Genomic DNA, 11,986 nt, shown 5'->3' with positions numbered 1-11,986 from the left:
GGCACGGATTCTCCCGAATCCTGTGCAATAGGTGGCCTTTCGGCATTCTGGGAGGGCTGATGGAACCCGTAGAGATCAACAACGGCCAGTGGTACCTGCGCGGGTTGCGCTGCGACGACCGCATCGATGACCGGCCCGCGCTGGCCGACCTCGGCGAGACCGATCTGGATTATGTGCACGACGCCGAGGACGGCTGGGCCGACGACACCCGCTACACCTGGGCGGTCTGCGAGCCCACCACCGGTGAACTGCTGGCCGAGGTCGCCCTCGACCCCGTCACCGGATACCTGAGCAGCCGCGGCCGGCCCGGCTTCGAGGACGCCGCCGCGATCTCGGAGGACACCGTGCGGCGTTACGCGCAGTCCGTGCTCGGCCTGGACGTGCACACGTGAGCAAGGTCGTCACCGTCACCGGCGCCGCCGGCCAGATCGGCTATGCGGCCCTGTTCCGCATCGGGGCGGGAGCACTGCTCGGCCGGGACGTGCCGATCACGCTGCGCCTGCTGGAACTGCCCGCGGCGATCAAGGCCGCCGAGGGTGTGGTGATGGAACTGGTGGACAGCGCCTTCGACCTGCTGGTCGACATCGAGATCTACGACGACCCGGTCCGCGCCTTCGACGGCGTCGACGTGGCCCTGCTGGTGGGCGCCAAGCCGCGCAGCAAGGGCATGGAGCGCGCCGACCTGCTGGCCGCCAACGCCGCGATCTTCGCCGAGGCCGGCACGGCCCTGAACGCCGGCGCCGGCAGCGACGTGCGGATCGTCGTGGTCGGCAACCCGGCGAACACCAACGCCCTGGTGGCCTCGGCCCACGCCCCGGATATCCCCGCCGACCGGTTCACCGCGCTGACCCGGCTGGACCACAACCGGGCGGTCGCCGCGCTGGCCGCCCATGCCGGGGTGCACGTCGGTGACGTGTCCAGGGTGACGGTGTGGGGCAACCATTCGCCGACGATGTACCCGGATATCTTCCATGCCACGGCGGGCGGGCGCCCCTGCGCCGAGTTCGCAGCCGATACCGATTGGCTGACAAACGATTTCATCCCGACGGTGGCCAGCCGCGGCACCGCGATCATCGAGGCCCGCGGCACCTCGTCGGCGGCGTCGGCGGCCAATGCCGCCATCGACCACATCCGCGACTGGGTGGACGGCACCGACCCGGCGGACTGGACGTCGGTGGCATTGCCCTCCCCCGGTGTGTACGGCATTCCCGAAACGGTGGTGGCCTCGCTGCCCGTGCGCGCGGTCGACGGCGCCTGGGAGGTCGTCGAGGGATTGGACGTCAACGAGTTCTCCCGGGCCCGTATCGACGCCTCGGTGGCCGAGCTGCTCGACGAGCGGGCCGCTGTCGAGCGGCTGGGCTTGCTCTAACGCTCATCGACATCACGCCCGGTGGCCAGGTCGCCACATTCGACCTCGACCACATCGGCGCGCCCCCGCAGGAAGGGGGCCGCCCCGGTGTCCCCGTGCAGCGCGCTCAGCAGCGCCGGCCAGAACCGTCGCGCGATCACCACCGGATGCCCGGGCCGGCCGGCATACACGGCGCGGGCCAGCCCGGTCACCGACGCCGCCGCCAGCACCCGCCGTACCGCGTCCGCGCCGACGTCCGGGGTGTCCACCAGGCTGATGACGGCCAGGTCGGCGTCGATCGCCACGATCCCCGCCCGCAGTGACGCCGACAGCCCCTGGGCCCAGTCCTCGGCCTGCACGGCACGGGCCGGCGCGGGCACCTCGACCTGCGCCGACCCGAGCACCACCACGACATCCCCACAACCGCCGCCGTCCAGCGCCGCGACCGCCGAGAACAGCCAGTCACCTTGGCGGGCAAGCACTTTGGGCATCCCGTAGCGCGTTCCCGCCCCGGCGGCCAGCACCACCCCCGCGACTTTGTGCCCACTCGACATGCGAACAGTGTGAACGTGAACGATTCTTGAACGATGACGGCCCCGCCTGAGTCGCTCAACCCGGCACCGACCAAACGCACGCACCCGGTCGACGAGGTGCTGCCCGTCGGCAAGCTGGCCACCTACGGCTTCCAGCATGTGGTGGCGTTCTACGCCGGCGCCGTCCTGGTACCGATCATCATCGCCGGTGCGATCAACCTGCCGCAGGCCGACCTGGTCAAGCTGATCACCGCCGACCTGTTCACCTGCGGCATCGCCTCGATCATCCAGGCCGTCGGGTTCTGGAAGATCGGGGTCCGGCTGCCGCTGCTGCAAGGCGTCACCTTCGCCGGGGTGTCCCCCATCATCGCCATCGGGCTGGCCCACGGCGGCGGAGCGCCCAGTCTGCTCTACGTCTACGGCGCGGTGATCGTCGCCGGGGTGTTCACCTTCCTCATCGCACCGGTGTTCATCAAACTGTTGAAGTTCTTCCCGCCGGTGGTCACCGGCACGCTGATCACCATCATCGGACTGTGTCTGGTGCCGGTGGGGGCACTGGACGCCGTGACCAACCCGCACACCCACGAAACCGACCCGACGAATATCCGCTGGTTCCTGTACGCGCTGGGCACCATCGCCATCATCGTCGCGATCCAGCGCCTGTTCCGCGGTTTCATGGCCACCATCGCCGTGCTGCTCGGCCTGGTGATCGGATGCGCGGTGGCCTTTGCGTTGGGCGACATGAACTTCGACAAGGTCGGCCAGGCCGCCGCCGTCGGTTTCACTCCCCCGTTCCTGTTCGGTATGCCCAAGTTCGATTTCGTGGCCTGCCTGACCATGATCATCGTGCTGCTCATCACGGCGGTGGAGTCGACGGGCTCGACCATCGCGACCGGTGAGATCGTCGGCAAACGGATCAAGGCCGCCGATATCGGCAACGTGCTGCGCGCCGACGGGTTGGCCACCACCATCGGCGGCATCTTCAACTCGTTCCCGTACACGGCGTTCTCCGAGAACGTCGGGCTGGTCCGGCTGACCGGCGTCAAGAGCCGCTGGGTGGTGGCCGCCGCCGGGGTGATCATGATCCTGCTCGGCTTCCTGCCCAAGGTCGCCGCGGTGGTGGCCTCGATTCCCAACCCGGTGCTCGGCGGCGCGGCGCTGACCCTGTTCGCAACGGTGGCCGTGGTCGGCATCCAGACCTTGGGCAAGGTCGATTTCACCGATCACCGCAATCTGATCATCGTGACCACCAGCCTGGCCCTGGCGTTGTGGGTGACCGCCTATCCCGATATCGCCAAGGCCATGCCGACCGGGCTGAATCTCATCTTCGGCAGCGGTATCAGCATCGGGGCGGTGGCCGCCATCGTGCTCAATATCGTGTTCTTCCATACCGGTTCGCGGGGCCCGCGGGTCGCCGGTGGTGGGTCGATCACCCTGGCCGAGGTGAACACCATGACCGCCGAACGCTTCACCGAGGTGTTCGGCCATGTGGTGCAGGATGTGCCGTGGGCGGTCGAGCGCGCCTACGCGCAGCGGCCCTTCGGCGACACCAAGGCGCTGCGCGAGGCGTTCCAGGACGCCGTGCTGACCGGGTCGTCCGAGCAGCAACTGGAGCTGCTCAACGCCTTCAACGATCTGGGGGCCGAGGACGAGACCGGGCACGCGCTGGCCGTCGACCACGTGGCGTTGTCCAACCTGGACGAGTCCGACCACAATGACGTGGTGGAGTTGGCAACCGCGTACCGCGAGCACTTCGGTTTCCCGTTGATCATCTGCGCCAGGGAGACCGAGCATTTCGACCGGGTGCTGCGCAACGGCTGGTCCCGGATGGACAACTCCGACTCCGCCGAGAAGGCCTTCGCGTTGATCGAGGTGGCCAAGATCGCCAACTACCGGTTCACCGATCTGGTGGCCGATGCCAACCCCATTGCCGCCGCCCGGTTCAGCCGCCTCAACGAACTGTCGTGAAAGCGATCGGTCTGGCCGGCTTCAACGCACTCACCGACCGGCAACGCATGCACGCGCTGTTCGAGGTGTGCAGCTCGCCCATCTGGGCCCGCCGGGTGCTCGCCGGTGCGCCGTTCCCGGATACCCAGGCCCTGCTCGACCGCGCCGACCGAGTACTCGCCGAGCTGCCCGACACCGAGATCGACGCGGCCCTGGACGGGCACCCCCGGATCGGCGGCAAGGTGGACAACGCCGCCTCGGCTCGTGAGCAGGCCGGCGTGGCCTCGGCCGACGACGAGGTGAAAGTGGCGCTGGCGCAGGGTAATCGCGCCTACGAGGACAAGTTCGGTTACGTCTATCTGGTGTGTGCCAGCGGACGGCAGGCGCAGGAGTTGCTCGACATCCTGACCGAGCGGCTGGACAACGATCCCGACACCGAGCGCCGGGTGATGCGCAGTGAGCTGGCCAAGATCAACCGACTGCGCCTGGAGCGTCTCTTGAGCGATCCGGCATGACCGCGTCAGGATCGTGGGCATGACACACCTGAGCACTCATGTCCTGGACGCCGTGGCGGGCACGCCCGCGGGCGGGATCACCGTCACGCTCACCGATGCCACCGGCACGGTGCTGGCGACCGCCCACACCGACGACGACGGCCGCATCGCACCACTGGCCGAGGGCTTGGCGCCCGGGATATACCGGCTGACCTTCGACACCGGGTCCTACTTCACCGCCACGCCGACCTTCTACCCGGAGGTCATCATCACCTTCGAGGTGGCCGACGGTGTCGAGAAATACCATGTCCCGCTGCTTCTTTCACCGTTCGCGTACTCCACCTACCGAGGAAGTTGACCATGTCGCAGATCATCCTGGGCAAGAACCAGTACGGCAAGGCCGAGAACCGGGTGGTGCGGATCTATCGGGACAAGCCGCGCCACGAGATCCGCGATATCAACGTATCGACTTGCCTGCGTGGCGATTTCGCCGCGGCGCACCTGGCCGGTGATCAGTCCGATGTGCTGCCCACCGACACGCAGAAACAGACCGCCTACGCTTACGCCAAGGAGAAAGGCATCGACTCTGTCGAGGACTACGGCCTGGCCCTGGCACGGCATTTCGTGCACGACGTGGCCCCGGTGCAGGCGGCCCGGATCGAGATCGAGGAGTACGCCTGGGAACGCGCGGTGGTCGGCGGTACCGAGCACGACCACACCTGGATCCGGAAGGGACAGGAGGTCCGGACGGCCGCCGTCACCGTCGACGGGTCCGGCGAGTACGTCGTGGGCGGGCTCAAGGATCTGGTCATCCTGAAGTCGACGGGGTCGGAGTTCGCCGGCTTTCTCACCGATCCCTACACCGTCCTGGAACCCACCCACGACCGGGTGATGGCCACCTCGCTGGTGGCTCAGTGGCGCTTCACCCGCACCGACGTCGACTGGGAGATGGTGTACGGCCAGGTGAAAGCGGCTCTGGTCGAACAGTTCGCGGTGGTGCAGTCGCTGGCCCTGCAGCAGACGCTGTTCCAGATGGGGCGGGCGGTGCTGGAGAACCACGCCGACATCGCCGAGGTGCGGCTGTCCGCCCCCAACAAGCATCACTTCGTCTACGACCTGTCCCCGTTCGGCCTGGAGAACAACAACGAGGTGTTCCATGCCGACGACCGGCCCTACGGACTGATCCAGGCCACCGTGACCCGTGACGACGCCGCGCCCGCCGGCCCGGCCTGGGACGTGCAGCAGGGCTGGCTGGTCTGAGCTGGGGTGGTTGGCTGCCCGGTGTTTGACCGACCGGCGCCTCGGGCACCCTGACCGCATGGCCGCACAGGAACAGGAATACGGCACACTGCCACCCGACGAGGCAACCGACTCCGACGAGGTCCGCAACGCCGACGGTGACGAGGTTGTCGACCCGCCCGAGGACTGGCAGGGGTCGGACAAGTTCGGCATGTCCAGCGAGGAGGCCGTCGAGGGGGAATCCCTGGACGACAAACTGGCCGCCGAGGTGCCCGACGTCCGGCCGGAGCAACCGGCGCGGGACCCCGACGCCGAGGAGCGGGTGGAGGTCAAGCAGCCCGAGGACGGCACGCCCGAGGACGGGACGTCGTTCTTCCCAGTGGTGCGGTAGGCACGCGAGAACGGCACCCGAGCGAGAGGCAGAAGCTATGCCCAAGACCACGAAGAGCGGCAAGGCCCGCCGCGACGAACTGCCCAGCACGCTGCAGAAGTCCGACGCCAAGGCGCAGCGCACCTTCGCCAAGGCGCACGACGCGGCGGCGCAGGAGTACGGCGAGGGTGAACGCGCCCACCGGGTGGCGTACTCGGCGCTCAAACACAGCTACGAAAAGGTGGGCGATCATTGGGAGGCCAAGGACGCGCCGGGCCCCTCCGATGACCGGGCTCGCAGCGGCGGCCCCCATGCCCGTGGCGAGACCGCCGAGGGCGTCAACGCCAACGCCACCAAGAAGCACCTCATGGACATCGCGCGCCGGCTCGACATCCCCGGCCGATCGACGATGGCCAAGGACGAACTGGTCGAGGCCATCAAGAAGGCCAACCGGCACGAAACCCGCAGCGGCAGGTCCTGATCGCGTCGACGGCGCACAGAACCCGGCCTGAGCATCAACATTGTTCTCTGTCAACGTGTTCCGGTCGCGCACCTGCTGACGAGGCGACGGTGACGACGCACGCGCGGCCTCCGGCAGCGTGAAGACAAGCCCGATTGCCACGGATTCCGCAGGTTGAGCGGCTCCGGACGGCAGCGGTAGGCCGATTCGATTGTTCCGCCGCGACAGGTGGCGTAGTGTCAGACGAAGGTTGAGTTCACAGCCTCATGCGAGCGTCATTGACGTGGGGGACAACTAGCAAGGTCCTGCACCCTTAGGGCCCTTCGACCGGTCTTGAACTACTTGACGTGACCACAGTACGAATCCCGTATTCCGACTGATGGAGTCACAAATGCACAACCTCACCGTTCCTCAATCCAGGCGTAACGCCGCCTCGAATATCACCGAATGCGACATGGCGGCCTACTGCACCAAATGGCTTGCCCCGTCCACCGCCGTGCTGTCGGTGTTCGGCGAAATCGATGCGGCCAATGGCCGCGAATTCTCCGACTATGTCGTCCTGCATCTTCCGCACGTGCGTGAGATGGTCCTCGACCTCACGGGGGTGGCGTTCTTCGGCACCGCCGCGTTCTCCGCGGTGCGCACCATGGGTGCCCGCGCGACCGAACAGGGCATCGATTGGACGTTGGTTCCCAGCCACGCGGTCGGCCGCCTGCTGCGGATCTGCGATCCCGACGGAGTGCTGCCCGTCGAAGAATCCGTAACGGCGGCGTTGCTGAGGCTGCAACGCGATCCGTCGGCGCTACTTCAGATCGTCGCGAAGGCGCGCTAGGGATTTCGCCAGCAGACGCGATACATGCATCTGGGACACCCCGACGCGCTCGGCAATCTGGGTCTGGGTCATGTTCTCGAAGAACCTCAGCACCAGCACGGTGCGTTCCCGCTCGGGCAGGGCGTCCAGCAGGGGTCGTAACGACTCCCTGTTCTCGACCTGCTCGAGCGCGAGGTCGTCGCTGCCCAGGGTGTCACCGATGGACGGTGCCTCGTCGTCGCCGCCAGACCCGCTGTCGATTGACAGGGTGTTGTACGAACTGCCGGCGACCAGCGCCTCGACCACTTCTTCCCGATCGATCTCGAGCTCGGCGGCCAATTCGGTGGCGTTCGGGGCACGACCCAGCCGTTGGGCCATGTCGGCGGTGACGCTGCCGATCCGGACGTGGAGTTCTTTGAGCCGCCGCGGGACCTTCACCGACCAGCCGTTGTCGCGGAAGTGTCGGCGCACCTCGCCCATCACGGTGGGAACCGCGAACGACGCGAAATCCGATCCGGCCGTGTCGTCGAAGCGGTTGACGGCATTCACCAGGCCCATCCGGGCCACCTGGACCAAGTCCTCGTGGGATTCACCGCGACCACCGAAGCGGCGCGCGATGTGGTCGGCCAGCGGTAGACAGCGCTCGACGATCCGTTCACGTTGCCGTGCGAACTGAGTGGAGTCCTCAGGAAGCGCGCGGAGTTCACGGAACATGTCGATGACGTCCGTGTATTCCGAGGTCACTGCAGCAGGCCCACTCGCTTCGCGGTCAACGAGATCCCGACCAGCCGGCCGGCGCCGACATGTTGACCGTCCGCGAAGGTCCGAACATCGGACACCAGCGAACGCAGCACGTGCCAGCTGAAGCTGTCCGGGGTGACGATGGCGTCGTCACCCTGGCAGGTTGTCGACGCGTGGACCTGCAGGGCGTCGTCGCCGGGGTCGATCTGGACCGTCAGCACGGAGTCCGGCGCGGCCGAGCGGATCAACCGCGTGCACGCCTCGTCGACGGCCAGTCGCAGGTCGGCGACGGAATCGATGTCGAGATCCTCGAAGGTGGCGGCCGCTGCGACCAGCGTGCGCAGCACAGCCAGGTTCTCCAGCCGCGCGGCCACCCGAAGCTCGACAGAACGGTCGCCGGAGGCCGGCACGCCGTCGTCGCCGTTAATCCCAGTCATCAGACCTCCCGGGGTATCTGCACGGAGGCTACCCCACGTCGTTTCGGTATCAATCGATTGCACTGGGCCACCCGACACGCGTGTGTTCCGAAAGCCCGGCGGGTACTCGGCTGGCATGTCCAAGATCGAGCCCCAGGCGCGTCGCCGCATCCTCGTGGCGGTGGCCATCGCGGTGTGCGTCCTGCTCTTGATCGTTGCGGGCGTCTACGCCGCCACGTTCATCATCCTGGGCCCCATGATGGCCTGACCATGCCATGGCCGTGTCATACCCTGCTGCTGCCAGGCTTCAAACGCGGTTGCCCGATTTGACCTGGGGCGCCCCGGTCGGTTAGGGCCCGCGGTGCGCGCTACCCGGTCTCCCCGGCGGTCGTGAAGCGTGGGGTTCGATTCCGGCGCCGCGGGTATCCGGCCCGAATGGACCGCGAACAGTTCCCTGATGCGGTGCCGGAGGCCGATGCGGTCGAACAGCTCCGCGATGTCACCGAACCGGTGCCCGACGAAGAGAACCCGGTAACCGACCCCGCCGGACCTCCACTGGAGGCCTCCGGTGCGGACTGGCAAGAGCAGCACGAGGTCGTCGACACCGCTGACGACGACTTCGACCGGGACAGCTGAGGCCGAACCGGACATGGCACGCAACGGAAAACGACTGCGCGCCATCCGCAAGTGGACGCTTGCTGTGCTGTGCACGGTGGCCCTCGCGCTGCTGCTGACGCAGTGCCCGGCCAACCGCGACGGCGCTCCCGGCCAGTTGGCCAAGGCCACGCAGGAGAGCACCGCGGCCGCCCGCAGCGGTGCTCTCGCACTGGATTTGTTCCACCGCGGTCGGTCCACCGCACAACTGGCCGCCGTGCAGCTCTCCGATGCGCGCGACGCCGCTGATGAAGAAGCTTTTCGCGGTCGCACTCGGCATCCTGACCGCCATCGGAGGTTTCCTCGATATCGGAGACCTGGTCACCAATGCCGTTGTCGGGTCCCGCTTCGGGCTGACGTTGGCGTGGGTGGTGGTGGTCGGTGTGGTGGGCATTTGCCTGTTCGCCCAGATGGCCGGGCGGGTGGCTGCGGTGAGTGGTCGAGCGACCTTCGAGCTGATCCGGGAACGTCTGGGCCCGCGCACCGCGGCGGCCAACCTGGGTGCCTCCTTCTTGATCAACCTGATGACGCTGACCGCCGAGATCGGTGGTATCGCGCTGGCTCTGCATTTGGCCAACGACGTCGGCCGCATGCTGTGGATTCCGTTGGCCGCCTTCGGGGTCTGGATCGTGGTGTGGCGGGTGAAGTTCAGCGTCATGGAGAACCTCACCGGGCTCACCGGGCTGTGCCTCATCGTCTTCGCCGTGGCCGTATTCGCCCTGATGCCCGACTGGTCGGCGCTCGGGCATGCCGTGACCCATCCGGTCATTCCCCAGTCCGAATCAGCGGCCACCTATTGGTATTACGCCGTCGCTCTGTTCGGCGCGGCGATGACACCGTACGAGGTGTTCTTCTTCTCCTCCGGTGCGGTCGAAGAGCACTGGACAACAAAGGATCTCGGTGCATCCCGGCTCAACGTGATGATCGGGTTCCCGCTCGGCGGGGTGCTGTCCGTGGCCATCGCCGCGGGTGCCACCATCGTGCTGCTACCCGCCGGGATCGAGGTGACCTCGCTCTCGCAGGTGGTGATGCCGGTGGTCGCCGCCGGCGGCAAACTGGCGTTGGCCTTCGCCATCATCGGCATCGTGGCGGCAACGTTCGGCGCAGCGCTGGAGACGACGCTGTCCAGCGGCTACATCCTGGCGCAGTTCCTGGGCTGGCGGTGGGGCAAATTCCGCAAGCCCGCCGACGCCGCGCGCTTCCACACCGTGATGCTGATCTCGATCGTGCTCGGTGTTGCCGTCCTGTACACCGGCGGGGATCCGGTTCTGGTGACCGAATATTCGGTGGTGTTCTCCGCGATCGCGCTGCCGCTGACCTATCTGCCGATTCTCATCGTGGCCAACGACCGCGACTATATGGGTGACCACGTCAACGGAAGGGTGACCAACGTGCTGGCCTCGATATACCTGGTGATCATCGTGGTCGCGTCGCTGACCGCGATTCCGCTGATGATCGTGACGGGAGCCGGGCAGTGACGGCCGCGCAGCGGATCCTGGACGCCCGACTGCACCTGTTGGACCGCCAACTCGTCGACGACGACGGTGATCCGGTGGGCATCCTCGACGATCTGGAACTCGACGGTGTGGAAGTGGACCGCGAGATCCCGAGCGGGGCAGCGGCGCCGACGGTCACCGGCATCCTGTCCGGTCAGGCGCTGGGCACCAGGATCTTCGGCGGTGGCCCGCCCCGGTCCCGGCTGCGGGAGATCCCGTGGGACACGGTGGTCCGGGTAGGCGTCACCGTGCAACTGGCGCCCACGGACGTCGTCGCCGACGCGCACTGGGTCGAACAGTGGCTGCGCGAGCACATCGTCTGCCATATCCCGGGAGGCCGGCATGCAGCTGAGTAGGCTCCTCGGCATGGCCGTCGTCGACGCCGACGATCATCCGGTGGGCACGGTCATCGACATCCGGCTGGCGGTGCCAGGGGGCGGCGGCTGCCCCGAGGTACTCGGCCTGGTCGTCAGCCCGCGCACCACCTCGTCCTATCTGGGGTACGAACGCACCGGCATGAACGCGCCGGTGCTGATCGCCGCGCTGGCCCGGTGGCGGCATCGCGGCACCTTCGTGGCTCGCTGGGCCGATATCGCGCGGGTCGGTTCGGAGCACATCACCTTACGACCCGGTTACACCCGGGCGACGGCGGCGCTGTCATGAGGATGTTTCGGCGCCGCTGATGTCGGGAATCCCGCACCACATGTTGCTGCGCAGAGTCGCCCGTCCCTTGCTGTCCGTCGCTTTCATCGGACAGGGCGTCGAGACCCTCCTCGACACCAAGTCCGCATCCGATGTCGTACGCCCGACCCTGGAGGGCCTGCAGACACTGCCCGACCCGGTCGGTACGAAGGTGCCGTCGGATGCGGTGACCGTGGCCAGGGTCAACGCCGGCGTGCAGATCGGCGCCGGGTTACTGCTGGCCACCGGCCGCATTCCGCGCGTCGCCTCGGCGCTGCTGGCCGTGACCGTGATCCCCGGCAATCTGGGCGATCACATGTTCTGGAACGAATCCGATCCGGAACGCAAGGCCGCTAAACGCCGGGGCTTCCTCACCGATCTGAGCCTCATCGGGGGCCTGGTGCTGGCCTCCGCCGATACCGCGGGCAAGCCCTCGCTGGGCTGGCGTGGTCGGCGCGCCGCGCGGCTGGCCGCGGGTGCGGTCACGGCCGCCCTACCCCTCGGTGACAGCGGTCCGGACGTCGAGATTGCCGACATCGCCGACAAGATCGGACACGGCTTACAGGTCGGCGCCGAGCGCGGCCGCGACTTGGCCGCCACCGCCATCGAACGCGGTGCCCCGATCGCCGAGAAAGCCCGCCGCCGAGGTACCGAGCTCGCCGAAACCGCCATCGAACGCGGTGCCCCGATCGCCGAGAAAGCCCGCCGCCGGGGCGCCGAGCTCGCCGAAACCGCCATCGAGCAGGGCAGCGATCAGCTGAGCACGGGCTGGCACCGGCTGCGCCAGCAGATCTGA

The 11,986-nt window shown here is 67.6% G+C and carries 18 protein-coding genes; 15 read left to right on the top strand and 3 right to left on the bottom strand.

The features are described 5' to 3' along the window. Positions 1 to 59 precede the first annotated feature (59 nt). Together SBI67_RS19195 and SBI67_RS19190 are read left to right on the top strand one after the other, a co-directional pair. Positions 60 to 392, top strand: a complete 333-nt coding sequence (locus tag SBI67_RS19195) for a hypothetical protein (protein ID WP_318982100.1) — start codon at positions 60 to 62, stop codon at positions 390 to 392. Then, positions 389 to 1,369 (top strand): malate dehydrogenase, encoded by a 981-nt coding sequence (locus SBI67_RS19190; RefSeq protein WP_318982099.1) that lies wholly within the window; start codon positions 389 to 391, stop codon positions 1,367 to 1,369. Before SBI67_RS19195 ends, SBI67_RS19190 begins: the two co-directional genes overlap by 4 nt. Here the strand turns inward: SBI67_RS19190 and SBI67_RS19185 are convergent. Further along, positions 1,366 to 1,902 carry a nucleotidyltransferase family protein gene (locus tag SBI67_RS19185; RefSeq protein WP_318982098.1) on the bottom strand — a complete coding sequence of 179 codons (537 nt, stop codon included), beginning with the start codon at positions 1,900 to 1,902 and terminating at the stop codon, positions 1,366 to 1,368. The genes SBI67_RS19190 and SBI67_RS19185 overlap by 4 nt on opposite strands. Positions 1,903 to 1,935: 33 nt before the next feature. Between SBI67_RS19185 and SBI67_RS19180 the strand changes: the two genes are divergently transcribed. From SBI67_RS19180 to SBI67_RS19150, 7 genes are all read left to right on the top strand, one after another. Next, positions 1,936 to 3,849 carry a PbuX/PucJ/PucK family nucleobase permease gene (locus SBI67_RS19180; protein ID WP_318982097.1) on the top strand — a complete coding sequence of 638 codons (1,914 nt, stop codon included), beginning with the start codon at positions 1,936 to 1,938 and terminating at the stop codon, positions 3,847 to 3,849. Beyond that, complete coding sequence (uraD, locus tag SBI67_RS19175; protein WP_318982096.1) at positions 3,846 to 4,343, top strand: 2-oxo-4-hydroxy-4-carboxy-5-ureidoimidazoline decarboxylase; 498 nt, start codon at positions 3,846 to 3,848, stop codon at positions 4,341 to 4,343. Before SBI67_RS19180 ends, uraD begins: the two co-directional genes overlap by 4 nt. Positions 4,344 to 4,362: 19 nt before the next feature. Continuing rightward, positions 4,363 to 4,680, top strand: a complete 318-nt coding sequence (uraH, locus tag SBI67_RS19170) for a hydroxyisourate hydrolase (RefSeq protein WP_318982095.1) — start codon at positions 4,363 to 4,365, stop codon at positions 4,678 to 4,680. Between the two features lie 2 nt (positions 4,681 to 4,682). Continuing rightward, positions 4,683 to 5,582 carry a factor-independent urate hydroxylase gene (gene pucL, locus SBI67_RS19165; RefSeq protein WP_318982094.1) on the top strand — a complete coding sequence of 300 codons (900 nt, stop codon included), beginning with the start codon at positions 4,683 to 4,685 and terminating at the stop codon, positions 5,580 to 5,582. A 58-nt stretch (positions 5,583 to 5,640) separates the two neighbouring features. Then, on the top strand, positions 5,641 to 5,952 hold the full coding sequence (locus SBI67_RS19160) for a hypothetical protein (protein ID WP_266045641.1): 312 nt from the start codon (positions 5,641 to 5,643) through the stop codon (positions 5,950 to 5,952). A gap of 37 nt (positions 5,953 to 5,989) precedes the next feature. After that, positions 5,990 to 6,412: a ChaB family protein gene (locus SBI67_RS19155; protein WP_318982093.1), complete on the top strand. Its 423-nt coding sequence runs from the start codon at positions 5,990 to 5,992 to the stop codon at positions 6,410 to 6,412. Between the two features lie 370 nt (positions 6,413 to 6,782). Further along, a complete protein-coding gene (locus SBI67_RS19150) occupies positions 6,783 to 7,223 on the top strand; it encodes an STAS domain-containing protein (protein ID WP_318982092.1) in 441 nt (146 codons plus the stop codon). Here the strand turns inward: SBI67_RS19150 and SBI67_RS19145 are convergent. Together SBI67_RS19145 and SBI67_RS19140 are read right to left on the bottom strand one after the other, a co-directional pair. Then, the gene (locus SBI67_RS19145) at positions 7,194 to 7,916 is read right to left on the bottom strand and encodes a SigB/SigF/SigG family RNA polymerase sigma factor (protein ID WP_266045813.1); all 723 of its coding nucleotides are present in this window, start codon (positions 7,914 to 7,916) and stop codon (positions 7,194 to 7,196) included. The genes SBI67_RS19150 and SBI67_RS19145 overlap by 30 nt on opposite strands. A 26-nt stretch (positions 7,917 to 7,942) precedes the next feature. Continuing rightward, positions 7,943 to 8,380: an ATP-binding protein gene (locus SBI67_RS19140; protein ID WP_266045638.1), complete on the bottom strand. Its 438-nt coding sequence runs from the start codon at positions 8,378 to 8,380 to the stop codon at positions 7,943 to 7,945. Between the two features lie 115 nt (positions 8,381 to 8,495). Here SBI67_RS19140 and SBI67_RS19135 point away from each other — a divergent pair, with 115 nt between their 5' ends. The 6 genes from SBI67_RS19135 (at position 8,496) to SBI67_RS19110 (ending at position 11,986) form a co-directional block, all read left to right on the top strand. Continuing rightward, positions 8,496 to 8,627, top strand: coding sequence for a hypothetical protein (locus tag SBI67_RS19135; RefSeq protein WP_318982091.1), 132 nt, complete (start codon positions 8,496 to 8,498; stop codon positions 8,625 to 8,627). 167 nt (positions 8,628 to 8,794) lie between these two features. Then, positions 8,795 to 8,995, top strand: a complete 201-nt coding sequence (locus SBI67_RS19130; RefSeq protein ID WP_266045636.1) for an Rv3202a family protein — start codon at positions 8,795 to 8,797, stop codon at positions 8,993 to 8,995. Between the two features lie 266 nt (positions 8,996 to 9,261). Then, positions 9,262 to 10,491: an NRAMP family divalent metal transporter gene (locus tag SBI67_RS19125; protein WP_318982572.1), complete on the top strand. Its 1,230-nt coding sequence runs from the start codon at positions 9,262 to 9,264 to the stop codon at positions 10,489 to 10,491. Beyond that, a complete protein-coding gene (locus SBI67_RS19120) occupies positions 10,488 to 10,865 on the top strand; it encodes a PRC-barrel domain-containing protein (RefSeq protein ID WP_318982090.1) in 378 nt (125 codons plus the stop codon). The genes SBI67_RS19125 and SBI67_RS19120 overlap by 4 nt, the downstream gene beginning before the upstream one ends. Then, positions 10,852 to 11,172 carry a PRC-barrel domain-containing protein gene (locus SBI67_RS19115; RefSeq protein ID WP_318982089.1) on the top strand — a complete coding sequence of 107 codons (321 nt, stop codon included), beginning with the start codon at positions 10,852 to 10,854 and terminating at the stop codon, positions 11,170 to 11,172. The genes SBI67_RS19120 and SBI67_RS19115 overlap by 14 nt, the downstream gene beginning before the upstream one ends. A gap of 40 nt (positions 11,173 to 11,212) precedes the next feature. Beyond that, positions 11,213 to 11,986, top strand: coding sequence for a DoxX family protein (locus SBI67_RS19110; RefSeq protein WP_318982088.1), 774 nt, complete (start codon positions 11,213 to 11,215; stop codon positions 11,984 to 11,986).

This window comes from Mycolicibacterium chengduense (assembly GCF_033741155.1).
Classification (GTDB): domain Bacteria; phylum Actinomycetota; class Actinomycetes; order Mycobacteriales; family Mycobacteriaceae; genus Mycobacterium.
This window is presented reverse-complemented; position numbering and strand designations above follow the sequence as displayed.

What these genes read in the sequence shown, in the direction of transcription:
- SBI67_RS19195 (WP_318982100.1), top strand. Translation starts at nt 60, where the DNA reads ATGGAACCCGTAGAGATCAACAACGGCCAGTGGTACCTGCGCGGGTTG.
- SBI67_RS19185 (WP_318982098.1), bottom strand. Translation starts at nt 1,902, where the DNA reads ATGTCGAGTGGGCACAAAGTCGCGGGGGTGGTGCTGGCCGCCGGGGCG.
- SBI67_RS19180 (WP_318982097.1), top strand. Translation starts at nt 1,936, where the DNA reads ATGACGGCCCCGCCTGAGTCGCTCAACCCGGCACCGACCAAACGCACG.
- uraH (WP_318982095.1), top strand. Translation starts at nt 4,363, where the DNA reads ATGACACACCTGAGCACTCATGTCCTGGACGCCGTGGCGGGCACGCCC.
- pucL (WP_318982094.1), top strand. Translation starts at nt 4,683, where the DNA reads ATGTCGCAGATCATCCTGGGCAAGAACCAGTACGGCAAGGCCGAGAAC.
- SBI67_RS19160 (WP_266045641.1), top strand. Translation starts at nt 5,641, where the DNA reads ATGGCCGCACAGGAACAGGAATACGGCACACTGCCACCCGACGAGGCA.
- SBI67_RS19155 (WP_318982093.1), top strand. Translation starts at nt 5,990, where the DNA reads ATGCCCAAGACCACGAAGAGCGGCAAGGCCCGCCGCGACGAACTGCCC.
- SBI67_RS19150 (WP_318982092.1), top strand. Translation starts at nt 6,783, where the DNA reads ATGCACAACCTCACCGTTCCTCAATCCAGGCGTAACGCCGCCTCGAAT.
- SBI67_RS19145 (WP_266045813.1), bottom strand. Translation starts at nt 7,916, where the DNA reads ATGTTCCGTGAACTCCGCGCGCTTCCTGAGGACTCCACTCAGTTCGCA.
- SBI67_RS19140 (WP_266045638.1), bottom strand. Translation starts at nt 8,380, where the DNA reads ATGACTGGGATTAACGGCGACGACGGCGTGCCGGCCTCCGGCGACCGT.
- SBI67_RS19135 (WP_318982091.1), top strand. Translation starts at nt 8,496, where the DNA reads ATGTCCAAGATCGAGCCCCAGGCGCGTCGCCGCATCCTCGTGGCGGTG.
- SBI67_RS19130 (WP_266045636.1), top strand. Translation starts at nt 8,795, where the DNA reads ATGGACCGCGAACAGTTCCCTGATGCGGTGCCGGAGGCCGATGCGGTC.
- SBI67_RS19125 (WP_318982572.1), top strand. Translation starts at nt 9,262, where the DNA reads ATGAAGAAGCTTTTCGCGGTCGCACTCGGCATCCTGACCGCCATCGGA.
- SBI67_RS19115 (WP_318982089.1), top strand. Translation starts at nt 10,852, where the DNA reads ATGCAGCTGAGTAGGCTCCTCGGCATGGCCGTCGTCGACGCCGACGAT.
- SBI67_RS19110 (WP_318982088.1), top strand. Translation starts at nt 11,213, where the DNA reads ATGTTGCTGCGCAGAGTCGCCCGTCCCTTGCTGTCCGTCGCTTTCATC.